Raw genomic sequence first — 21,032 nt, 5'->3', positions numbered from 1 at the left:
TCCCTGGCCGTAGTTCTCCACGTGGTTCAGCCCTTGACGTACGGGATGCCGCTGGCGGCCGGGGGCCGGGACCGGCCCACCAGCCCTGCCACTGCAAGGACCGTCACCAGGTACGGCAGCATGGCCATGAACTGGCTGGGTACCGGCGTCCCGATGATGGTCACGATGCTCTGCAGGTTATCCGCGAAGCCAAACAGCAGGGCCGCGAAGAATGCACCGATGGGGTTCCAGCGTCCAAAGATCAGGGCGGCCAGGGCGATAAAGCCACGTCCACCTGAAATTTCCTTGGTAAAGCTGTCGATGGCCACCAGGGTGAAGAAGGATCCGCCGATTCCGGCGACGGCCCCGCCCAGCGTGACGTTCCAGAAGCGCAAGGCATTTACTTTGATGCCCATGGTGTCCGCGGCCTGGGGGTGCTCGCCCACAGCCCGCACCCGAAGTCCCCACTTGGTTTTGAACAGGCCCACCCACACCACAATGACAGCGATGTACATCAGGTAGCCCACCACTGACTGCCGGAAAAGAATAGGGCCGATGATGGGGATGCTGGACAGCACAGGGATGTCAATGATCGGCAGCCGGCCCGGCGAATTGAATTGTGCCTTGTTTGCCAGCATCACGGTGCTGTAGAGGAAGCCGGTGACTCCCGAGACCAGCACGTTCAGCACTACGCCAACGATGATCTGGTTCACCAGGTACTTGATGCTGAACAGCGCCAGCACCATGGAGACGAGGGCGCCGGCGATCGCTGCCGCCAGCAGGCCGACCAACGGGCTGCCCGTCATGGTGGCAACCATCGCCGCGGTGAAGGCACCGCCCAGGAGTTGGCCCTCAATGGCGATGTTGATCACGCCCACGCGCTCGCACAACACGCCTGACAGGGATCCAAAGACCAGGGGAACTGCGAGGGTCACTGAGCCTGCGATGAGCCCCGCCAGCGAAATGCTGGGCGTGCGGGCACCGCCTACCACCCAAATGAGGAAGGCTGCTACAAACAACACGATGAAGGCGATGGGCACCCATCTGGGGGCTGGCTGGTCCTTTGTCTTGAGGTAAACCGCGTAGGCCGCGATCCCCAGCAGGATGACGGACAGGACAATGCCGCCCAGGAACGCCGGGACCGCCAGGGCCGGCAGCTGGAAGAAGTCGCCGCTGGTGGAGATGCCGAAGCTTGCCGTCTGGTTGGGCCCCAGGATGCCAAAGAAGACCAGGGCGACAAGCCCCAGCACTGCCAGCAGGATGGGAGTCCTCCAGGTCACCGGCTTGGCAGATGTTGCTGCGACGCGTCCTGTCTCCTGCTCCGGTGCTCCCGGCTCCCCTTTTCCGGGGAGGGGCGACGTTGCTGTTGTGCTCATGCTGCACCTCCGGTTGTTGCTGCCTGCCGGGCCTTCTGGCCCGCGGCGGGCTTCCTACTGCGGGGGTTCAGCCCGAAGACCGCCCGTACCAGCGGCGGCGCCGCGATGAAGAGGACAATGAGCGATTGGACCACCAGGACAATGTCGATGGGGGTACCGGTCTGGATCTGCATCTGCACGGCTCCGGCGCGGAAGGCTCCGAAGAGGAGGCCGGCCGCAAAGGTTCCCCACGGCGTCGAGCGCCCCAGCAGCGCCACAGTGATGGCGTCAAAACCGTAGGTTGCGGCCACGCCATCGGTGAGGACCTTCTCCGTGCCCGCCACCTGGGCAACACCGGACAGGCCCGCAAGGGCACCTGCCATGGCCATCACCAGGATGGTGGCCCGGGAGACGTTGATCCCCGCGGTCATGGCAGCTTTCGGGTTGGCGCCCACGGCGCGGAACTCGAAGCCGACGGTGGATCGGTTCAGCAGCCACCAGACCAGGAACGTGGCCGCGATGGCCACTACAAAGCCGAGATGCAGGCGGTATTGGGTGCCCAGGATCTGTGGATACACGGCGCTGGGGTCAAGGATGGGCGAGATCGGGTTTGACTCTCCGGGCCGTCGAAACGCGGGAGTGTTCAGGAGGTACCCCAGGAAGTACAACGCGATGTAGTTGAACATAATGGTGAGGATGACCTCGTGGGCTCCGGTCCTGGCCTTGAGGAGGCCCACCAGCCCGCCCCAGAGGGCACCGCCGACAATGCCCGCCACCAGGACGAGGAGCAGGTGCAGTCCCACCGGGAGGTGCAAGGCGAAACCGACCCAGGCGGCCAGGATGCCCGACATGATGATCTGGCCCTGGGCACCAATGTTGAAAAGGCCTGCACGAAACGCCAAAGCCACTCCAAGACCTGCCGTGATCAGAGGCGTGGCTATGGTCAGGGTTTCCATGAGCGGCGCAAACTGCAGGGTGAAGCTGGAAGCAGCCGGATTGAAGACGGACCCTTGGAACAGGGCCACATACGAGCGGGTGGCCGCGCTCCACAGCGCCGACAGGAAGTCAGTGGGCCGGGCAAACAGGTACGTGGAGGTTGCTCCCACCTGCTTGTCCGTGCTGGCGATCAGCAGGCCGCCGATGATGAGGGCCAGCAGCACCGCCAGCACCGAAACCATGCCGCTGCCGGTAAAGATCTTCCGGACCAGCGTGTCCGGGCCGCCCGGCAGCCGGCCGCTTTGCGCAGTGGCCGGGACAGCCGAGGGCTCCATGGCGCCGCCGGCAGTGTCCAGTGACACCACCGCGGCAGTTTCCTCCGCCGCCGGATTGGGCTCGGAGGACTTTCCATGGTGGTCGGCCACGTGTTTGTGGGGATGCTTTTCAGGCATGATCGCCTCCTTCGGCGCTGGAGGTGGTGGTCCGGGAGGACCCGGCCGGCTTGGCGGAGGATGGTTCAGCCTCTGGACGGGTGGCATATCCGATGGCCGTGTCTCCGGTGGCGGCGTCTCCGTGGGCAGCATCTCCATGGGCCGCGTCACCATGGGCCGCATCCTCGGGTGAAATTCCCGCCATCATGAGGCCCAGGACGTCACGCCCCGTTCCTGCGGGGACAATGCCCACCAGCTTGCCCTTGTAAACGACGGCGATGCGGTCGGCGAGCTCCATGACCTCGTCCAGTTCTGTGGAGACGATCATCACGGGGGTGCCGTGGTCACGCTCAGCCACAATCCGCTTGTGCAGGAACTCGATGGAGCCCACGTCGACACCGCGCGTGGGCTGGGAGGCAATGAAAAGCCGCAGCGGCCGCGACAGCTCGCGTGCCATCACCACCTTCTGCTGGTTGCCGCCGGAGAGGGTGCCGGCGGCCAATGTTCCGGAAGGCGTCCGGACATCGAACTCTTCGATCCTGGTTTTGGCGTTCTCCAGGACCTTCGCAGGACTCATGCCTATGCCTTTCGCGAACGGCGCCTGGTCGTAGCGGTCCAGAATCAGGTTTTCGGCGATTGAAAAGGTGCCTATCAACCCGTCAACAGACCGGTCCTCGGGCACAAAACCCACGCCGGCGTTCAAAATGTCCTTGACGCTGCGCCCAACCAGTTCTTCGCCGTCGAGCAGGATGGAGCCATGGACCCTGTCCTGAAGTCCGAGGATTGCCTCAGTCAGTTCGGTCTGGCCGTTGCCCTGAACGCCGGCGACGGCAAGGATCTCGCCCCTGGCAATGTCAAAGCTGATCCCGTCCACCGTATGGTGCCCGCTGGGAGCGATAACCGTCAGGTCCTTAACCTGAAAGGTCTTCTCCTGGGCTTTGGCAGGAGCCTTATCCAGCGTGAGGCTGACCGCACGGCCCACCATCATGGAGGCGAGTTCCGCCGTCGACGCCGTGGGGCTTGCAGTACCCACCACCTTGCCGCGCCGAATGACCGTGATGGTGTCCGCCACCGCTTTCACTTCGCGGAGTTTGTGGGAGATGAAAACGATCGACGTGCCGCCGCCCTTGAGCTGCCGCATGATGTCCAGAAGTTCGTCGGTGTCCTGAGGGGTCAGCACAGCAGTGGGTTCATCGAGGATCAGCACTTTGGCATCCCGGACCAGTGCCTTGATGATCTCCACACGCTGCTGGACACCCACCGGAAGATCCTCCACCAGCGCGTCTGGATCAACGTCGAACCCGTACTGGTCCGAAATTTCCTTGATCTTCCTCCGGGTATCGTCCAGGTTCAGGAAGCCCCCGGCTTTCGTGGATTCTGCTCCCAGGGCCACGTTCTCGGCCACCGTGAACACGGGGACGAGCATAAAGTGCTGGTGCACCATGCCGATTCCTGCGGCCATCGCATCACCCGGGCCACGGAAGGACACCGGTTTGTCATCAATGAGGATTTCGCCCTCGGTGGGCTCGTACAGTCCGTACAGCACGTTCATCAGGGTGGATTTGCCGGCCCCGTTCTCGCCCAGCAGACAATGAATTTGTCCGGGTTCAACCACCACATCGATGTGATCGTTCGCTAGCAGGGAGCCGAAGCGTTTGGTGATCCCTCTGAGTTCAAGTTTCACAACTCTGACCAATCTCGAAGCGTCCGTTGACAGACCGGACGGGATAAGTGGCTGCAGCACCAGCCTAGTGCCTGCAGTCCCGGGGTGAGCGGCTCGCCAATAAAGCGAACGCAAGGAAAAGCGCCACCACTCGGCAGGTCACTGACCCGCCGGTGGTGGCGCATAACTTGGTGTCTAGGCCTTGGGGCTTGCCGCCGACTCGACCTTCAGCTTGCCGTCAACGATGTCCTTTTGGATCTGGTCCAGCTCTGATTTCAGCTCAGCCGGGACAGCCGATTCCAGGTCATGGAAAGGTGCCAGGCCCACACCTTCATTGGCCAGCGTGCCGACGTAGGGGGTGTTGGAAAACTTGCCGTCGGTGTCTTCCTTCACCACGTTCTCCACGGCGTCGCCCATCCGCTTCATGACGGAGGTCAACATGATGTCCTTGTATTCCGGTGCTGTCAGGAACCCGTCGGAGTCAACCCAGATGAGTTTGACGTCTTTGCCCGCCGTCTTCGCTTCCTTGAGGGCTGCGCCGGCACCCGCAGCCACCGGGCCCGCGACGGGCATCACGATGTCCGCACCCTGGTCCAGGAAGTTCTGGGTCAGCTGCTTTCCGACGTCCTGCCTGACGAAGTCGCCGGTGAAGCTGCCATCCTGGGCGGCCTTGTCCCAGCCAAGGACCTTGACGTCCTTGCCCTTCTTTTCGTTGTAGTACTTCACACCGTCCGCGTAGCCGTCCATAAAGATGGTGACCGTGGGGAGCTCGATGCCGCCGAAGGTGGCAACGGTTCCGGTTTTGGTGGTGCCGGCAGCGAGATAACCTGCCATGAAGGCCGCCTGGGCAGTGTCATAGATGATCGGCTTGACGTTGGCGATAGGAGTCTCGTAGCCAAAGTCGATGATGGCGAATTTGCTGTCGGGGTTGGCCTCGGCCTGCTTCTTCGTGGCGTCGCCCAGAAGGAACCCCACGGTCACCGTCAAGTCGCAGCCGGCTGCAACCATGGCACGAAGGTTGGGCTCAAAATCGTTGTTCGTCTTGGACTCAACCTGGTTGACCTTGATGCCAAGCTCGGCTTCGGCCTTCTTCAGGCCCTCGTAGGAGGACTGGTTGAATGACTGGTCGTTGAATCCGCCTGAGTCAGAGACGATGCAGCCCGTATAGTCGATGGCCGTTGCGGTCGGGCTGCCGGCTTCGGGAGGCGCACCGCAACTGGTCAGCAGGAGTGCGGTAGCACTCATGGTGGCCATGCCTGCCACTGAACCGCGCTTGAGGTGTGCACGCAGTGATGTCTTCAAAATTCCTCCAGGATGAAGAGAGATGCGCTACGACGGGGATTCAATGAGTGTCTGTTTCAACCCTGAAATTCTGTTTTCACTGACGATCCGCAGCACTGCGCCGAAGCGCTCTGATATCAGTTACTTTAGTGGCCTGCGACACGTCAGATAACACATCTGGGGCCCATTCTGAAGATTGTTGAGATTTTGTTACCAACCAGTAGGCTACGGCCTTCGTCTGCCACTAATCCCAGGTAGCACGCCGCCCGTTAAGCGCGAACGAACACTTGAGGCCCCCAGTTCTCCAGGGGCCGCAAGTGTCCGTTCGCGCTGGTTTGGGGACTAGAGACGGACCAGCATCTTCCCCGTATTGGCGCCGTCAAGAAGGTCAATAAAGGCCTGCGGCGCGTTCTCCAAACCATCCACCACTGTCTCGTCGTAGCGGACCGAACCATCGGCCAGCCAGGCTGCCATCTTCTCGGCGAACTCCGCACCGTGCTGACGCTGGCCCCCCACCAGGAAACCCCGCAGGGTCAACTGCTTGCCGATCGCGAGCGTGAGGTTTCTTGGGGCAGGCGTGGCCTCGGTGGCGTTGTATTGCGAGATGGCACCGCACATGGCCACCCGTCCGCCAACGTTCAGCTCGGCCAGGGCAGCCTCCAGGTGCTCACCGCCGACGTTGTCGAAGTAGACGTCAATCCCGTTACCACCTGCCGCCGCCATGAGCTGCTCCCGGACCGGAGCGTCCCGGTAGTTGAAGGCAACTTCGAAGCCCAGGTCCAGGAGCCGCGCCACCTTCTCCGGAGTGCCGGCGCTGCCGATGACACGGGAAGCGCCCATGGCCTTGGCGATCTGGCCAACCAGTGAGCCCACGGCACCGGCGGCGCCCGACACAAACACAACATCGCCAGGCTTGAATTCGGCCACCTTAAGCAGGCCGGCATAGGCCGTCAGGCCGGTCATGCCCAGCGCCCCCAGGAATGCCGATGCCGGAGCCAGGTCCGTCCGGGCCGCCGTGGTGGCGGTGGCATCCAGGACAGCATATTCGCGCCAACCCAGTTGATGGACGACGACGTCCCCCACCTTGCGAAGGTCAGAACTGGACGCGATCACCTCGCCTACCGCGCCGCCGTCGAGCGCTGCATCCAGCGCAAACGGCGCTGAGTAGGACTTAACGTCATTCATGCGTCCGCGCATGTAGGGGTCAACGGAGATGTAGCGGTTGCGGACCAGGATCTGGCCGTCCTGGAGCACCGGCAGCGCTGATTCGGCCAGCCTGAAGTTCTCCGGGGTGGGCCGCCCGGAAGGCCGCGACGCCAGATGGATCTCACGGGTTGAGGTGGGCACGACGGCGTCGATCCATTCAGTGGTGCTCATACTGCGAACTCCAGGATCTTGATGTCCACTGCCATGTTGCCGCGCGTCGCGTTGGAGTAGGGGCAGATGCGGTGGGCCTTGGCAACGAGCGCTTCGGCCGTGGCAAGGTCCAGCGCGGGGACCGCGATCTCCAGCTCGGCCGCGAGGCCGTACCCTTCACCACCCTCAAGGGCACCAAAGTGGATGCGGGCAGCTACGGCTGAATCAGTGAGGTCTGCACGCTCCTTGCGCCCCACGAGGCGGAGCGCGGAGTGGAAGCAGGCTGCGTAGCCCGCGGCGAAGAGCTGCTCAGGATTGGTGCCCGCACCATCTCCTCCGAGTTCCACGGGGCTGGCCAGGGTGACGTCGAGCTTTCCATCCTTTGTGCGTGCAGTGCCGTCACGGCCTTCGCCGGATGCAAGTGCCTCGGCGGTGTAAAGGGTCTTCACGGTGGTGTCCGTCCTGTTGGGATTAATGTGAAAGTTCATGGGCTGATGGCGCCGCTGTTGCGGGACGTGATTCAGCGCGGGTTGTGGAGTGCCTTGATGAGCCTGTCCAGGGTGTCGCGAAGCTGCTCCAGCTCGTTGGCGGACAGTCCTGCAGCGTCGGCAAGGTGCTGGGGAATCCCGGTGGCCTTGGTGCTGAGGGCCCGGCCGGCGGGAGTCAGGTGGATGGCAACCCGGCGCTCGTCCTCGCCCGACCGCCGCCGCTCCAGCAAGCCAAGTGCTTCGAGGCGCTTGAGCAGGGGTGAGAGGGTGCCGGAATCGAGGCCCAGCTCCTCGCCGAGTTCCTTAACGCCCCTCGGCTCGCTTTCCCACAGAACGAGCATCACCAGGTACTGCGGGTAGGTGAGGCCCAGTTCGTCCAGCACCGGCCGATATACCGCGGTGGCCGCGCGGGACGCCGAGTACAGCGCAAAGCACACCTGGCGGTCAAGGCGGGGAGCTTCAGTCATGGCTAAAACGATAGTGCACAATTCAGTTGTGCACAACTTATAGATCCAAGAGAAGCGCGAACGAACACTTGGGGCCCCTTCGAAGGGGGCTTAAGTGTTCGTTCGCGCTGGGTGCTGTGGGGCTTAAGTGTTCGTTCGCGCGAGGGTTAGAGGTCGCGGATGGTCCTGAGGGCCGCAGCGGTGAGCACCTGGATGCCGAAACTCAAAGCGCGTTCGTCAACGATGTAATCGCCGCGGTGCAGATCGTACTCTTCACCGCCCGGTGTCTTGGTGCCCAGGCGCATCATCGCGCCGGGACGTTCAGCCAGGAACCACGCAAAATCCTCGCCACCCATGGACTGCGGTGTCAGCGTCACTGCACTCTCACCGATTTCAGCCCTGGCCGCAGCTTCAATGAGCGCTGTTTCATGCTCGGAGTTCACCACGGGGGGCACTCCCCTGGTGTGTTCCAGGTGGACGTCGACGCCATAGGGCGCGGCCACCTGCTGCACTACTTCATCCAGCAGCTCGCCGGCGTCGTGCCAGGCGTCCCGGTCCAGGCAGCGCATGGTGCCGGACATGTAGCCCGTACCCGGGATTGCATTCGGGGCCGAGCCGGCGTTGATCTGTCCCCACACCACGGAAACGCCGCTGCGCACGTCAACCCGGCGTGACAGCACGGCCGGCACATTAACAGCGATCTGGGCGAGGGCGAACACCAGGTCCTCCGTGAGGTGCGGTCGGGACGTATGGCCGCCGCGGCCGCTAAGTTCGATCTTGATGGTGTCTGAGGCAGATGTAATGGCGCCGATGCGCGTGCCGATGCGTCCGACGTCGATCCTGGGATCACAGTGCAGCGCGAGGATACGCGGCACACCATCCAGGACGCCCTGTTCAATGCACGACAGCGCTCCGCCGGGCATGGTCTCTTCCGCGGGCTGGAAGATGATGCGCACAGTTCCGCCCAGGGGGGACACCTGGTGCATCTCGTGGAGGACCAACGCCACACCAAGCATCGCAGCGGTGTGGATGTCGTGGCCGCAGGCATGCGTCACACCATGGTTTTTCGAGGCGAACGGAAGCCCGGTCTCTTCGATGATGGGCAGGGCATCAATGTCCCCGCGGAGGGCCGTGGCGATGGGCCCCACACCCACGTCCACCGTGAGTCCGGTACCTTCAAGCCGCCGGGGAAACAGACCCGCTGCTTCGAGCCTTTCCACGAGCTTGTCAGTGGTGCGGAACTCCTTGAAAGACAGTTCGGGGTGCGCGTGCAGGTCCCGGCGAAAATCGATCAGTTCCGGGAGGAGCGGCTCCAGCCATGGCTCCACCAACGCGGTGGGTTCAGCTTCAGTAGTGTAATTGCGCACAGATTCACTCTAGCGAGCGTCCACGGAATAGCGTCATCACGGCCTGCGCATTACGGTTTAGCGGCATGGGAACCTAGAGAACGTCGGTATCGCCGCTGGCCTTGAGCGCGTCAACGGCACCCTTGACGCGCTGGGCGTGCTGCTTGGTGGTCACCAGCAGGGCGTCCCCGGTATCCACGATCACCACGTCCTTAATACCAATCAGCGCAATGACGCGCTTGGTATCCGACACCACCACGCCACTGGCGTTTTCGGTGAAGACGCGCGCGCCCTCACCGATGACCGTAACATCATCCACTTCCCGTGCACTGTTGAGCCGGCCCACGGAGGCGAAATCCCCGACGTCGTCCCAGCCAAAAGTGCCCGGCACAACAGCAACGTCACCAGCGGCGGCGGCAGGTTCAGCAACTGCATAGTCGATAGCGATCTTGGGCAGGGTAGGCCATACCCGTGCAGTGACTTCGTCACGTTCGGTGGTGTCCCAGGCCTGGGCGATCTCCTGGAGGCCCTTGAAGAGCTCCGGCTGGTTGGCCTCAAGGTGCTTGAGCATCAGGGCAACGGGGGCCACGAACATGCCGGCGTTCCAGACGTATTCGCCGCTGTCCACGTACTGCTGGGCAACGTCTTCGTCCGGTTTTTCCACGAACTCAACCACGGCCTGCGCGCTGGGGGCACCTTCGATATGAAGTTCCTGCCCGGCACGGATATAGCCGAAGCCGGTGGACGGGTGCGTCGGCTTGATGCCGATGGTGACAATCTTGCCGGCGGCAGCTGTGTGGATCGCCTCGCGGACCGCGCTTTGGAAGAGGTGGTCGGGGCTGATCACATGGTCGGCGGCGAAGGAACCCATGATGGTGTCCGGATCCCGCTCGTGGAGGATGGCCGCGGCCAGGCCGATGGCGGCGCCGGAGTCCTTCGGTTCGCTTTCGAGCACAAGGTCCGCGTCCTGCACCTCTGGCAGCTGACGGCATACCGCTGCCCGGTGCGCGGTGCCGGTGACAACCAGTACACGCCGCCCTGCAAGGGGCTCCAGCCGGTCATAGGTAGCGCGCAACAGGGTGCTGCCGGAACCCGTGAGGTCGTGGAGAAACTTCGGGGCTGCTGCACGTGACAGGGGCCAGAGGCGGGTCCCCACTCCGCCTGCCGGAATCACCGCTATAAAACGGTTCAGGGGTGAAGCCGGGCTTGTCACTTTGTCTGTATTCATCACGGCCTACTTTAGCGGACCGGCCCGGACAACCCTTTTTAACCCGGCCCGGGCACCCCAGAACCGCCGGTTCATGTGGCGTTCGTCTCAAACGGGCGGAAAACCGCGTCAGGACGGGTCACCAAGGAACCCCTAAATTGAATAAGCTATGAGCGAAGCCTAGATTTAGGCCTGAGCTACGAGTGCTCTCGCAGCAGGCGTTCCCCCCGCGTGGATCTCATGCCAGCGCCGCTGTGTTGCAGGGAGGTTTATTCAGTGCCGACAAAACCAGCTGGCACCTTGTACCGCGGCCGTGAAGGCATGTGGTCCTGGGTAGGACACCGTATTACCGGTGTTGTGATCTTTTTCTTCTTGTTGGTCCATGTGCTGGACACGTCACTGGTCCGGGTATCCCCTGAGGCCTACACCGCTGTCATCGGTACGTACCAGAATCCCCTGATGGCCCTGGGCGAAACGGGTCTTGTTGCAGCAATCGTGTTCCACGCCTTTAACGGCCTGCGCATCATTGCCGTTGATTTCTGGAAGAACGGCGCCAAATACCAGCGCCAGATGCTCTGGGCCGTTCTCGGGCTTTGGGCCGTCACCATGGTGGCGTTCTCCATCCGCCACCTGTCCCTCGCTTTCGGAGGCCACTAACATGACTGCGACGATTCAAAACCCGCGAAGCGGAAAAGACAGCGGTGGAAAGATTGCCCCCCAGTACCGCCGTACAGGCGCCTCCAGGGGCAACTTTGAGATGCTGGCCTGGCTGTTCATGCGCTTGTCCGGTGTGGTGCTGGTGGTCCTGATTTTCGGCCACCTCTTTGTGAACCTCATGGTGGGTGAAGGCATCCACGCCATCGACTTCGGCTTTGTGGCCGGCAAGTGGGCTGACCCGTTCTGGCAGGTCTGGGACTTGGCCATGCTCTGGCTCGCCATGCTGCACGGCACCAACGGGGTCCGCACCATCATCAACGACTACGCCGAGAAGGACTCCACCCGTCTCTGGCTCAAGATCGTCCTCTACACGGCCACCACCGTCATCATCGTCCTGGGCACGCTGGTGATCTTCACCTTCAACCCGTGCCCCATGGTGGACGGTGTTCCGCTGCCCGGGGGCTTCTGCCCCGCTGCATAACAGCTTTATCCGGAGCCCGCGGCCTCGCCGCGGGCCCAGTTTTGCGGAGCAGGCAACGCCCGCCCGTAGTTTTATAGCGAATTTTGAGAGAAAGAGCGTCTGGTATGCAGGTCCATAAGTACGACGTCGTCATCGTCGGTGCCGGTGGCGCTGGCATGCGCGCCGCGATCGAATCCGGTCAGCGCGCCCGCACAGCAGTACTGACCAAGCTCTACCCCACCCGCTCGCACACAGGTGCGGCGCAGGGTGGCATGTGCGCAGCCCTTGCCAATGTCGAGGAAGACAACTGGGAATGGCACACGTTCGACACCATTAAGGGCGGCGACTACCTGGTTGACCAGGATGCCGCCGAAGTCATGGCGAAGGAAGCCATCGACGCCGTCCTGGACCTTGAGAAGATGGGCCTGCCGTTCAACCGCACGCCTGAGGGACGGATTGACCAGCGCCGTTTCGGCGGCCACACCCGCGACCACGGTAAAGCCCCCGTCCGCCGGGCATGCTACGCCGCCGACCGCACAGGCCACATGATCCTGCAGACGCTCTATCAAAACTGCGTCAAGCACAACGTGGAGTTCTACAACGAGTACTACGTCCTTGACCTCCTGACCGTCGAAGAAGACGCAGTCCGCGAGGACGGAACCCCGTACAAGCAGAAGCGCGTTGCCGGCGTCGTGTCCTACGACCTCGCTTCCGGTGAGCTTCACGTCTTCCAGGCAAAGTCCGTGGTGTTCGCCTCCGGCGGCGCGGGCAAGGTCTTCAAGACCACCTCGAACGCCCACACCCTGACCGGCGACGGCATGGGCATCGCGTTCCGCCGCGGCATCCCGCTGGAGGACATGGAGTTCTTCCAGTTCCACCCGACAGGCCTCGCGGGCCTGGGCATCCTCCTTTCCGAGGCAGCCCGCGGCGAAGGCGCCATCCTGCGCAACTCCGAGGGTGAACGCTTCATGGAGCGCTACGCCCCCACCATCAAGGACCTCGCGCCCCGTGACATCGTGGCCCGTTCCATGGCCAACGAAGTCCGGGAAGGACGCGGCTGTGGCCCCAACAAGGACTACGTCCTTCTTGACCTGACCCACCTGGAGCCGGCGCACATCGACGCCAAACTTCCGGACATCACCGAGTTCGCCCGCACCTACCTCGGTGTTGAGCCCTACACAGAGCCGGTTCCGGTGTTCCCCACCGCGCACTATGCCATGGGCGGCATCCCCACGAACATCACCACCGAAGTGCTCCAGGACAACGACACTGTGGTGCCGGGCCTGTACGCCGCGGGCGAGGTTGCCTGTGTCTCTGTCCACGGTTCAAACCGCCTGGGCACCAACTCGCTCCTGGATATCAACGTGTTCGGCAAACGTGCAGGCATTGCCGCGGCTGAATACGCCAAGACGGCAGACTTCGTGGAGCTTCCCGAAGACCCGGAGGCCTACACGATCGAGCTGCTGAACATCGCCCGCAACGGCAACGGCGACGAGAAGGTGGCGGTGATCCGCAAGGAACTCCAGGACACCATGGACGCCAACATGCAGGTGTTCCGCACGGCAGACACGCTGAACCAGGTCCTGCAGGACATCGCTTCCTTCGAGGAGCGGTACCGGCGCATCACAGTCCAGGACAAGGGCAAGCGCTTTAACCTGGACCTGCTCGAAGCCGTTGAGCTCGGCTTCCTGCTCGAGCTTGCCAAGGTGATGACCGTGGCGGCCCTGCACCGCGAAGAATCCCGCGGCGGCCATTTCCGCGAGGACTTCCCGGACCGCAACGACGAAAAATTCATGAAGCACTCCATGGCGTACAAAGACATCGTTGCCCCGGCCGGGGGCACGGACGGAACCGCAAAAACAACAGCGGGCATCCGGCTCGATACCAAACCGGTTGTCTTTACCCGCTACGAGCCGATGGTGAGGAAGTACTAAGATGTCAGCTGAAATTGCTGAGCCAGCCTCAAAGATTGAGCTGCCTGCCCACGTTGGAGGCGGCGGCGAAATCCCCACTTTCGACGTCACACTGCGGGTCCGCCGCTACAACCCCGAAGTCTCCGAGGACGCCACCTGGGATGACTTCACGCTGACGATGTACGGCACGGACCGGGTCCTGGACGCCCTGCACAAGGTCAAGTGGGAGATCGACGGCAGTGTCTCGTTCCGCCGCTCCTGCGCCCACGGCGTCTGCGGCTCCGATGCCATGCGCATCAACGGCCGCAACCGCCTCGCCTGCAAGACCCTCCTGAAGGACCTGGACACGTCCAAGCCCATCACGGTTGAGCCGATCAAGGGCCTCCCGGTGGAGAAGGACCTGATCGTGGACATGGAGCCCTTCTTCCAGTCCTTCCGCGAAGTGATGCCGTTCCTGATCAACAAGGGCCACGAGCCCACCAAGGAACGCCTCCAGTCGGCCGAGGACCGGGAGCGCTTCGACGACACCACCAAGTGCATCCTCTGCGCCGCGTGCACGTCCTCCTGCCCCGTGTTCTGGACCGACGGCCAGTACTTTGGGCCTGCCGCGATCGTCAACGCCCACCGCTTCATCTTCGATTCCCGTGATGACGCAGGCGACATGCGCCTGGAGATCCTCAACGACAAGGAAGGTGTGTGGCGCTGCCGCACCACCTTCAACTGCTCCGAGGCCTGCCCCCGTGGCATCCAGGTCACGCAGGCAATTGCCGAGGTCAAGCAGGCAATCCTGTCGCGCAAGATCTAAGTTGCTGTTTACTTAAGGCACAAATACGACGGCGTCAGTCACCTCCCAAGGTGATGGCGCCGTCGTCGTATCAGCTGTTAGGCACCTCCAGATGCCCTATCAGTTGTGGTCCCCAAACCACCCGTTTAGGGACCACAACTGATAGGGCATCCGCAACGACAGAAAGAGAGCGTCATGTCACGTTCCGAGCGAGTCAGTTTCGAAGGATCGACGGGCGAGCTCCTGTCCGGCATCCTGGACGTGCCAGAGGGCCCGGTGAGGGGCTGGGGGGTCTTCTCGCACGGTTTTACGCTGGGCAAGGACAGCCCCGCGGCCTCGCGGATGTGCAAGGCGCTGGCTGACACCGGCATCGGCATGCTCCGTTTCGACAACCTGGGATTGGGCGATTCCGCCGGCCTCTGGTCCGAGGGCTCCTTTAGCCACAAGGTGGCCGACACGGTCAAAGCCGCCGAATTCATGCGTGACCAGGGCAAGGAGATCTCCCTGCTGGTGGGCCACTCCTTCGGCGGGGCCGCCGTGCTGTCGGCCGCCCGCCTGATCCCCGAACTCGACGCCGTTGCCACAGTCGCGGCACCCTTCTCACCCAAGCATGTGGCGCACGTCTTTGACGCCGCCCTGGACAAGATCCTCAGCGAGGGCAGCGCCGAAGTGGATCTGGGCGGCAAACGGATGGAGATCCGCAAGCACTTTGTGGAGGACCTGGAAAACGCTGACCTCACGGACTGCATCCGTCAGCTCCACAGGCCCCTGATGGTGATGCACTCCCCCACCGACAACACCGTGGGAATCGAAAATGCCAGCACCATCTTCCAGACGGCCCGTCATCCGCGGAACTTCGTTTCGCTCGAGGGCAGCGACCACCTGCTGACGGGCAAGGGCCAGGCAGCCCGCGCCGCCAGGATCATTTCTGCCTGGGCCGACCAATACCTCGACGCCGGGAAGTAGCCGCTGCGGCTCCAGCATGCTCTACGGGCACCTTGCCAGGCTGGACCTGACGCGGCCCCCAGCGGACCTTTTCATGCACGGCGGGGACTCTCCTGAGGTCTTCTTCACGGATCGCCGCCCAGCCTGCGGAAACCAGGTAAACCTGGCTGACCAGGTTGAACCAGATCAACAGCCCAATGATGATGGCGAACGGCGCCAGGATGGGATTCCGCCCAGCCCCGGCAAGCAGTTCGGTGCTGAAGACCTGGAGCACTGTGGTGCCCACCGCGGCAAGGATTGTCCCCTCCAGGAGTGCCCGCCTGGACAGCTTCAGGCTGGCAGCCAAGCGGAACATAATGAAGGCGGTGACCCAGCTCAGGACCAGCGGTACGCCGATCTTCACTGACGTGGTGAGGGGTCCTGCCAGCACCGGATCGAGCTGCAGGAAGTCCGCCACCCATCCTGCGGCAGTGCCGAACACAAGGGAGGCTCCGGCGCTGATCACCACGGCGACGCCCAGCAGCAGCAGCGTTCCGGCGTCGCGCAGCTTAAGCAGCACGGGGTTGGCCCTGGGGGGCGGGAGCTGCATGATCACGCGGAGCCCTGCCCGTATGCCGTCGATCCAGCCGAGGGAGATGACGAACGTGACAACACCGGCGATCACCGCCGCCCAGCCCAGTCCCTCGGGATTCAGCAGCTCCGCCGGGTCCACCAGGCCCTCGCCGCCGCCCACCTTGAGCAGCCCCGGCGCGCTCTGGGCAACCGTGCTGATGGCCTGGTCCAGGAGCGCAGGCTGGCCCCGGAGCACCAGCCCCGCAACAGAGAACCCCGTGGTCAGGAGGCCGGTGATGGAGAAGAACATCCTGAAACCGATGCCTGCGCTCAGGAGCGGACCGCGCTGGAGGTTGTAGTGCTGCCATGCCCTGACCGGCCGCAGGGTGCTGAGCCTTGCCGTCAACCACTGCATCATGGCCAGCAAGCTCGCGGCAGGACCCTTGCTGGATCGTCTGGCCTTTCCCCATTCCATTCTCTTCCGAATGGCCGCAAGCCTTAACTGCGCAAGGTCAGTAGGGGGCGGTGGCTCCGTCGGTGTCAGCGATGGCGTCGGCTGAGAAGGCGGGGGCGTCGTCGTCGGTTTCGGTCCCAAAGTCCAGCTCTTCCCGTAGCTGCCAGATGCCGTTGGCATCGTGCTCGTAAAGTCCCATGCTAACCACGGGGAAGGTTGCCCTGTAGTCCTTGAGCACCGTTTCGGCTTCATCGAGGCTTTCCGGAGCGACATCGTGGGCGATGGTCACATGCGGGTGGTATGAAAAGGGCAGGTCCCGCTCAAGAGGACCGGTCTGGAGTTTCTCGTGCAGGTCCACGCAGGCGCCAAAACCTTCTTCCACGTTGAGGAAGACCACGGGCGACACCGGCCGAAAGGATCCGGTTCCGGCGATGGTGACCATAAACGGAGCCTGCTGCCGCGCCACCTCCCGGACGTGGGCATGCGTTGCCTCCCAGTCCAGGGTGGGCGTGGTGGTGACCAGCGTGATGTGCGCAGGAATGACCCCCGCCATGGGATCCCCGAAGGAGGCCCGCCACCGTTGGAGTTCTTCGGCGATGGCAGGGGGGAATCCAAGAATGACGCCTACGCTCATTCCTTCACTGACACTGCTGGAGGCCTGCATCGGGTTAGCGGGCTCCTGGTGCGCCGCCGTAAGGCAGGAAACCCACCTTGGCATAGACGTCACTCAGGGTGGCCGATGCGATCTCCCGGGCCTTGTCAGCGCCGTGGGCCAGGAGCCGGTCCAGCTCGGCGGGGTCAGCAAGCAGCTGGTTGGCGCGGTCACGGATAGGTGACAGGTGCGCCACTACCGCTTCCGCCAGGTCTGTCTTGAGGTGACCGTACATTTTGCCCTGGTAAGCCAACACAAGTTGCTCCACGCTCTGGCCCGTGACGCCGGAGAAGATGGTCAACAGGTTGGAAACGCCGGGCTTGGCCTCGCGGTCAAAGCGGATTTCCGTCTCGGCATCGGTAACAGCCGATTTGATTCTCTTGGCCGTGACCTTCGGTTCGTCCAGCAGATTGATGAGGCCCGCGGGTGACTCCGCTGACTTGGACATCTTGGCTGTGGGGTTCTGAAGGTCGTAGATCTTGGCCGATTCCTTCTGGATGAACGGCTGCGGAACGGTGAAGGTCTCGCCGAAGCGGGAGTTGAATCGGGTGGCCAGGTCGCGGCTGAGCTCCACGTGCTGCCGCTGGTCCTCACCCACGGGAACGCCCTGCGGCTGGTACAGGAGGATGTCGGCTGCCTGCAGGACGGGGTAGGTGAAGAGCCCCACGCTGGCGAAATCCGAGCCCTGCTTCTGCGCCTTGTCCTTGAACTGGGTCATCCGGGAGGCCTCGCCGAACCCGGTGATGCAGTTCAGGACCCATGCCAGCTGCGCGTGTTCGGGCACCTGTGACTGCACAAAGAGAGTGCACTTCTCCACATCCACGCCGCCGGCAATGTACTGCGCGGCTGTCACGCGGGTTCGCCGCGCCAGTTCCGCCGGATCCTGCGGAACTGTAATGGCGTGAAGGTCCGGGATGAAGAAGATGGCATCGTATTCGTCCTGCATGCGCACCCAGTTCACCAGTGCGCCCAGGTAGTTGCCAAGGTGCAGCGAGTCAGCGGAAGGCTGCATGCCGGAAAGGACACGGTGCCGGACTCCTGCAGCCGGCGGGCCTGCTGAGTCCTGATCCGTGCGGACTGAGGCGGCAGCGGCTGTATCGCCCGATTCCGCAGCGGGATCCGCTGACGAGGCAGGACCGGTCACGGTGGAGGAAGTCGTCATACTTAGGAGGCCTTAGGTCTAGAGCCGGTAGTCCACTACCAGCGGTGCATGGTCAGAGAAGCGTGTGTCCCACGAGGCGGCCCGGTCCACCACTGCCGAGAAGGCGGCGGCCGCGAGTTCGGGTGTGGCCAGGTGGTAGTCGATGCGCCAACCGGTGTCATTGTCGAACGCCTGCCCGCGCTGGGACCACCAGGTGTACGGGCCGTCTACGCTCCCCGCGAGGCCCCTGTGGACGTCCTTCCAGCCGATCTCGTCGCCGAAGAAGCGGTCAAAATAGGCCCGCTCGTCAGGGAGGAAGCCGGCCTTCTTGACGTTGCCCTTCCAGTTCCTGATGTCCAGCTCGGTGTGGCCAACGTTGAGGTCGCCCACCACCAGGGCGTGGTCGCTGTGCTTGGTCAGTTCGGGCAGCCGCGTGCTCATGGCATCCAGGAAGCGGTACTTGTCCACTTGCTTGGGCGTTCCCACTTCGCCCGAGTGCACATAGGCGCTGGCGACAGTCAGCTGCACGGGGTTCCCTCCGGCGTCGGGAATCCGGAAATCAGCCTCCACCCAGCGCCCCGCGGTGGCGAAGTAGTCATCACCGATGCCGTTACGGGTCTCCAGCGGCTCCTCCCGGGAAGCAATGGCCACACCGGCGCGGCCCTTGGCTTCGGCTTCGGCGTGCAGGATGTGCCAGCCGTCGCCGAGCAGCTGGCGCACGATCGCGTCCGGCGCCCGGACTTCCTGGAGGCACAGAATATCCACCTCGCGCGGCTCAAGCCATGCCGCCATGCCGTTCTTGTAGGCAGCCCGAAGGCCGTTAACGTTGACAGATGCGATGCGAAGGTGGTCCTTCTTCAATGCCGAGCTCACCCGCTCCACTCTAGTCGATGATGGTTCCGCTGACCGGGTCCCCGGTGCCGCCGGAGGACCTGATCATGTCGCGGGCGTTCGTGGCGGTGATCTCAATGGTTTCAAGGGCACGGCGGATGGTGTCCTGGTCGGCTGCCTCCCCCTTGGCCCGCTCCTGCTCAATCACCCTGGTCTGCACCTGCACGATCTTGAACGAATGGTCCAGCTTCAGGTCGCGGACTTCGTCAGCTTCGGACCGCTCCGCCACCACCCGGGTGCCGCCATGGTCAGCCGAGGACGGCGACGGCGCGCGCCCGGTTGCGCTGTTGAACGCATTTTGGGCTTCAGCCAGCTTGGCACCGGCCTTTTTGGCGGCCTTTTGGATGCTGAAGACCACAAAGCAGGCCAGAAGCAGCCAGAACAGCGCGATGATGGCAACGATCCAGCCCACGACGTCGTTCTGGTTGGCCGCGAAGATCACGGCCACCAGGAACGCGATGACAAAGATCATCATTCCCGGGCCGCTGATTCGGAGCAGGGAGAACCCGCCCTTGGCGGGGTTGGAGTCAGAGTGAGGGGTACCCAGGGATCGCATGCCTCCATTGTCTCAAACGCCGCAGCGGGCCATGGACCCTTCCACCCCCGGCGAACAGCCCCTCGAACCCGCTCCCCTCCCAACTGGCTGGCACTTAACGCTCCCAAAACGCGTTTTGAGAGCTGTGGAGTCTCATGACTTATTAGACGCTTATGTCTCATGACTTCGGAGACACTCTGTCTCAGGACGTTGTAGACACTCGGGTTGGGGTTTTGCTTGTGTCGCATGAGCAAACCCCAACCCGATATCAGGATTCGCCATGCTGTGGCGACATGGCCCGAAGACGCTCCCCGTGGTGCCGTGACGGCGTTCTGCCGGAAGCACAACGTCTCGAGGGCGTGGTTCTATCGAGTCCGTGCGGCGGCCGGTGCGGTGGGGCCGGTGCAAGCGTTGGTGAAGAAATCCACGGTTCCGGGGACCTCGCCCACTGCCACCGAGCCTGGCATGATCGATCTCCTGCTTGCCACTCGGACTGATCTGGAGAAACAAGGTCTGGATCACGGCCCTTTGTCGGTCCTGTCTACGCTGTCCAGGCAGGGCTATCGTCCCCCGTCGCGGGCGACCGTGGCCAGGATCTTTGCCCGGTCCGGGGTAGTGGTGCCGGAGCCGCGGAAGAAGCCGCGCAGCGCCTACAAGCGATTCGTCTATCCGCAGCCGAACGCGTGCTGGCAGATCGACTCGACCGAGTGGGTCCTCGCCGACCGGACGAAAGTGGCAGTTTTCCAGCTCATAGACGATCATTCCCGGCTTGCTCTGGCATCTCTCGTGGCCCCGGGCGAAACCAGTGCCGCTGCGATCGCGGTCGTGACGCTGGCCATCCAAAGACATGGCGTGCCGCAGAAGTTCCTCTCCGACAATGGCGCAGCGCTGAACCCGACCCGCCGCGGACGCACCGGTGCGCTGGTCGAATTCCTCAAAGCCAAAGGCGTGGAGCCGATCACCGGTAAGCCCTACAAACCCACCACCCAGGGCAAGAACGAACGCTTCCACCAGACCCTGCACAAATACCTCCACCGTCAGCCGCCGGCCGCATCAATGACTCTCCTGCAAGCCCAAGTCGACGCTTTCGATCTGTACTACAACACCCAACGCGAACATCAGGGCCTGGCACCGGGAATGACCCCAAGCGAGGCCTGGCACGCCACTCCAAAAGCCCCGGCACCGGTTCCGCCAGATCAACCAACACCGGAATCAGAGCGACGCAGCCTTCGCCGAACGGTCCGGAAGGACGGCTGCATTACCGTCCTGGGCACCCATTTCATGATGGGCAAGGAACACATCGGACAAACCGTCCACGTCATCTACGACGCCGCCACCATCATGTTCTTCGGACCCCAAGGCACCGAAATCATCAGCCACGTCAGGCCACCCAAAGGCACGCCCTACGTCGGCAACGGCAAGCCCTCCGGCGTCGCCGCAGACCCTGTAGGAGCCCGCAAAAAGCGAACCCATTACCCACGCCGACGTCAGCAGCCAAACGCCACGCAACCATGAAGTGTCTTCGAAGTCCTGAGACATCAACTGTCTACGAGGTCATGA

The 21,032-nt window shown here is 63.1% G+C and carries 20 protein-coding genes; 6 read left to right on the top strand and 14 right to left on the bottom strand.

Features of this window, described 5'->3' with window-relative positions; translation table 11 throughout:
- Positions 1–26 precede the first annotated feature (26 nt).
- The 9 genes from M1E17_RS06535 to M1E17_RS06495 all read right to left on the bottom strand — a co-directional run bounded on the left by M1E17_RS06535 (position 27) and on the right by M1E17_RS06495 (position 10,509).
- Positions 27–1,355, bottom strand: a complete 1,329-nt coding sequence (locus tag M1E17_RS06535; RefSeq protein WP_457966267.1) for an ABC transporter permease — start codon at positions 1,353–1,355, stop codon at positions 27–29.
- The gene (locus M1E17_RS06530; protein WP_457966265.1) at positions 1,352–2,722 is read right to left on the bottom strand and encodes an ABC transporter permease; all 1,371 of its coding nucleotides are present in this window, start codon (positions 2,720–2,722) and stop codon (positions 1,352–1,354) included. The genes M1E17_RS06535 and M1E17_RS06530 overlap by 4 nt, the downstream gene beginning before the upstream one ends.
- Complete coding sequence (locus M1E17_RS06525; RefSeq protein WP_457966263.1) at positions 2,715–4,385, bottom strand: ABC transporter ATP-binding protein; 1,671 nt, start codon at positions 4,383–4,385, stop codon at positions 2,715–2,717. Before M1E17_RS06525 ends, M1E17_RS06530 begins: the two co-directional genes overlap by 8 nt.
- 174 nt (positions 4,386–4,559) lie before the next feature.
- Positions 4,560–5,666 carry a BMP family lipoprotein gene (locus M1E17_RS06520; protein WP_457966261.1) on the bottom strand — a complete coding sequence of 369 codons (1,107 nt, stop codon included), beginning with the start codon at positions 5,664–5,666 and terminating at the stop codon, positions 4,560–4,562.
- A gap of 321 nt (positions 5,667–5,987) precedes the next feature.
- A complete protein-coding gene (locus tag M1E17_RS06515; protein WP_457966260.1) occupies positions 5,988–7,022 on the bottom strand; it encodes an NADP-dependent oxidoreductase in 1,035 nt (344 codons plus the stop codon).
- Complete coding sequence (locus M1E17_RS06510) at positions 7,019–7,450, bottom strand: organic hydroperoxide resistance protein (RefSeq protein ID WP_457967598.1); 432 nt, start codon at positions 7,448–7,450, stop codon at positions 7,019–7,021. The genes M1E17_RS06515 and M1E17_RS06510 overlap by 4 nt, the downstream gene beginning before the upstream one ends.
- 71 nt (positions 7,451–7,521) lie before the next feature.
- Positions 7,522–7,956 (bottom strand): MarR family winged helix-turn-helix transcriptional regulator, encoded by a 435-nt coding sequence (locus tag M1E17_RS06505; RefSeq protein WP_457966258.1) that lies wholly within the window; start codon positions 7,954–7,956, stop codon positions 7,522–7,524.
- A 146-nt stretch (positions 7,957–8,102) separates the two neighbouring features.
- A complete protein-coding gene (locus M1E17_RS06500; protein ID WP_457966257.1) occupies positions 8,103–9,302 on the bottom strand; it encodes an amidohydrolase in 1,200 nt (399 codons plus the stop codon).
- A 73-nt stretch (positions 9,303–9,375) separates the two neighbouring features.
- Entirely contained in the window at positions 9,376–10,509 is a 1,134-nt protein-coding gene (locus M1E17_RS06495; protein WP_457966255.1) for a mannose-1-phosphate guanylyltransferase, read from the bottom strand.
- A gap of 300 nt (positions 10,510–10,809) precedes the next feature.
- On the opposite strand from M1E17_RS06495, the gene sdhC reads away from it, so the two are divergent.
- From sdhC to M1E17_RS06470, 5 genes are all read left to right on the top strand, one after another.
- The gene (gene sdhC, locus M1E17_RS06490) at positions 10,810–11,145 is read left to right on the top strand and encodes a succinate dehydrogenase, cytochrome b556 subunit (protein ID WP_323809237.1); all 336 of its coding nucleotides are present in this window, start codon (positions 10,810–10,812) and stop codon (positions 11,143–11,145) included.
- 1 nt (position 11,146) lies between these two features.
- Positions 11,147–11,626, top strand: coding sequence for a succinate dehydrogenase hydrophobic membrane anchor subunit (locus M1E17_RS06485; RefSeq protein WP_457966253.1), 480 nt, complete (start codon positions 11,147–11,149; stop codon positions 11,624–11,626).
- 104 nt (positions 11,627–11,730) lie between these two features.
- Positions 11,731–13,539, top strand: a complete 1,809-nt coding sequence (gene sdhA, locus M1E17_RS06480; RefSeq protein ID WP_457966252.1) for a succinate dehydrogenase flavoprotein subunit — start codon at positions 11,731–11,733, stop codon at positions 13,537–13,539.
- Position 13,540: 1 nt separating this feature from the next.
- Positions 13,541–14,323 carry a succinate dehydrogenase iron-sulfur subunit gene (locus tag M1E17_RS06475; protein ID WP_267278204.1) on the top strand — a complete coding sequence of 261 codons (783 nt, stop codon included), beginning with the start codon at positions 13,541–13,543 and terminating at the stop codon, positions 14,321–14,323.
- A gap of 174 nt (positions 14,324–14,497) precedes the next feature.
- Positions 14,498–15,268, top strand: a complete 771-nt coding sequence (locus M1E17_RS06470; protein WP_457966250.1) for an alpha/beta hydrolase family protein — start codon at positions 14,498–14,500, stop codon at positions 15,266–15,268.
- Here M1E17_RS06470 and M1E17_RS06465 read toward each other — a convergent pair.
- From M1E17_RS06465 to M1E17_RS06445, 5 genes are all read right to left on the bottom strand, one after another.
- Positions 15,225–16,217 (bottom strand): YihY/virulence factor BrkB family protein, encoded by a 993-nt coding sequence (locus M1E17_RS06465; RefSeq protein WP_457966248.1) that lies wholly within the window; start codon positions 16,215–16,217, stop codon positions 15,225–15,227. The genes M1E17_RS06470 and M1E17_RS06465 overlap by 44 nt on opposite strands.
- 94 nt (positions 16,218–16,311) lie before the next feature.
- Entirely contained in the window at positions 16,312–16,917 is a 606-nt protein-coding gene (locus M1E17_RS06460; RefSeq protein ID WP_457966247.1) for a 2'-5' RNA ligase family protein, read from the bottom strand.
- 4 nt (positions 16,918–16,921) lie between these two features.
- Entirely contained in the window at positions 16,922–18,067 is a 1,146-nt protein-coding gene (trpS, locus tag M1E17_RS06455) for a tryptophan--tRNA ligase (RefSeq protein WP_457966245.1), read from the bottom strand.
- Positions 18,068–18,085: 18 nt separating this feature from the next.
- Positions 18,086–18,919 (bottom strand): exodeoxyribonuclease III, encoded by an 834-nt coding sequence (locus tag M1E17_RS06450; RefSeq protein WP_457966244.1) that lies wholly within the window; start codon positions 18,917–18,919, stop codon positions 18,086–18,088.
- A gap of 10 nt (positions 18,920–18,929) precedes the next feature.
- Complete coding sequence (locus M1E17_RS06445) at positions 18,930–19,493, bottom strand: hypothetical protein (protein WP_457966242.1); 564 nt, start codon at positions 19,491–19,493, stop codon at positions 18,930–18,932.
- Positions 19,494–19,718: 225 nt separating this feature from the next.
- On the opposite strand from M1E17_RS06445, the gene M1E17_RS06440 reads away from it, so the two are divergent.
- Positions 19,719–20,987 (top strand): DDE-type integrase/transposase/recombinase, encoded by a 1,269-nt coding sequence (locus tag M1E17_RS06440; protein WP_457963134.1) that lies wholly within the window; start codon positions 19,719–19,721, stop codon positions 20,985–20,987.
- Positions 20,988–21,032 lie beyond the last annotated feature (45 nt).

The organism is Arthrobacter sp. D1-29 (assembly GCF_054130585.1).
This window is presented reverse-complemented; position numbering and strand designations above follow the sequence as displayed.

Bases quoted from the DNA above. Each gene is read 5' to 3' on its own strand.
- M1E17_RS06475 (WP_267278204.1), top strand. From the start codon at position 13,541: ATGTCAGCTGAAATTGCTGAGCCAGCCTCAAAGATTGAGCTGCCTGCC.
- trpS (WP_457966245.1), bottom strand. From the start codon at position 18,067: ATGACGACTTCCTCCACCGTGACCGGTCCTGCCTCGTCAGCGGATCCC.
- M1E17_RS06460 (WP_457966247.1), bottom strand. From the start codon at position 16,917: ATGCAGGCCTCCAGCAGTGTCAGTGAAGGAATGAGCGTAGGCGTCATT.
- M1E17_RS06515 (WP_457966260.1), bottom strand. From the start codon at position 7,022: ATGAGCACCACTGAATGGATCGACGCCGTCGTGCCCACCTCAACCCGT.
- M1E17_RS06470 (WP_457966250.1), top strand. From the start codon at position 14,498: ATGTCACGTTCCGAGCGAGTCAGTTTCGAAGGATCGACGGGCGAGCTC.
- M1E17_RS06535 (WP_457966267.1), bottom strand. From the start codon at position 1,355: ATGAGCACAACAGCAACGTCGCCCCTCCCCGGAAAAGGGGAGCCGGGA.
- M1E17_RS06485 (WP_457966253.1), top strand. From the start codon at position 11,147: ATGACTGCGACGATTCAAAACCCGCGAAGCGGAAAAGACAGCGGTGGA.
- M1E17_RS06530 (WP_457966265.1), bottom strand. From the start codon at position 2,722: ATGCCTGAAAAGCATCCCCACAAACACGTGGCCGACCACCATGGAAAG.
- M1E17_RS06445 (WP_457966242.1), bottom strand. From the start codon at position 19,493: ATGCGATCCCTGGGTACCCCTCACTCTGACTCCAACCCCGCCAAGGGC.
- sdhC (WP_323809237.1), top strand. From the start codon at position 10,810: ATGTGGTCCTGGGTAGGACACCGTATTACCGGTGTTGTGATCTTTTTC.
- M1E17_RS06495 (WP_457966255.1), bottom strand. From the start codon at position 10,509: ATGAATACAGACAAAGTGACAAGCCCGGCTTCACCCCTGAACCGTTTT.
- sdhA (WP_457966252.1), top strand. From the start codon at position 11,731: ATGCAGGTCCATAAGTACGACGTCGTCATCGTCGGTGCCGGTGGCGCT.
- M1E17_RS06465 (WP_457966248.1), bottom strand. From the start codon at position 16,217: ATGATGCAGTGGTTGACGGCAAGGCTCAGCACCCTGCGGCCGGTCAGG.
- M1E17_RS06505 (WP_457966258.1), bottom strand. From the start codon at position 7,956: ATGACTGAAGCTCCCCGCCTTGACCGCCAGGTGTGCTTTGCGCTGTAC.
- M1E17_RS06440 (WP_457963134.1), top strand. From the start codon at position 19,719: ATGAGCAAACCCCAACCCGATATCAGGATTCGCCATGCTGTGGCGACA.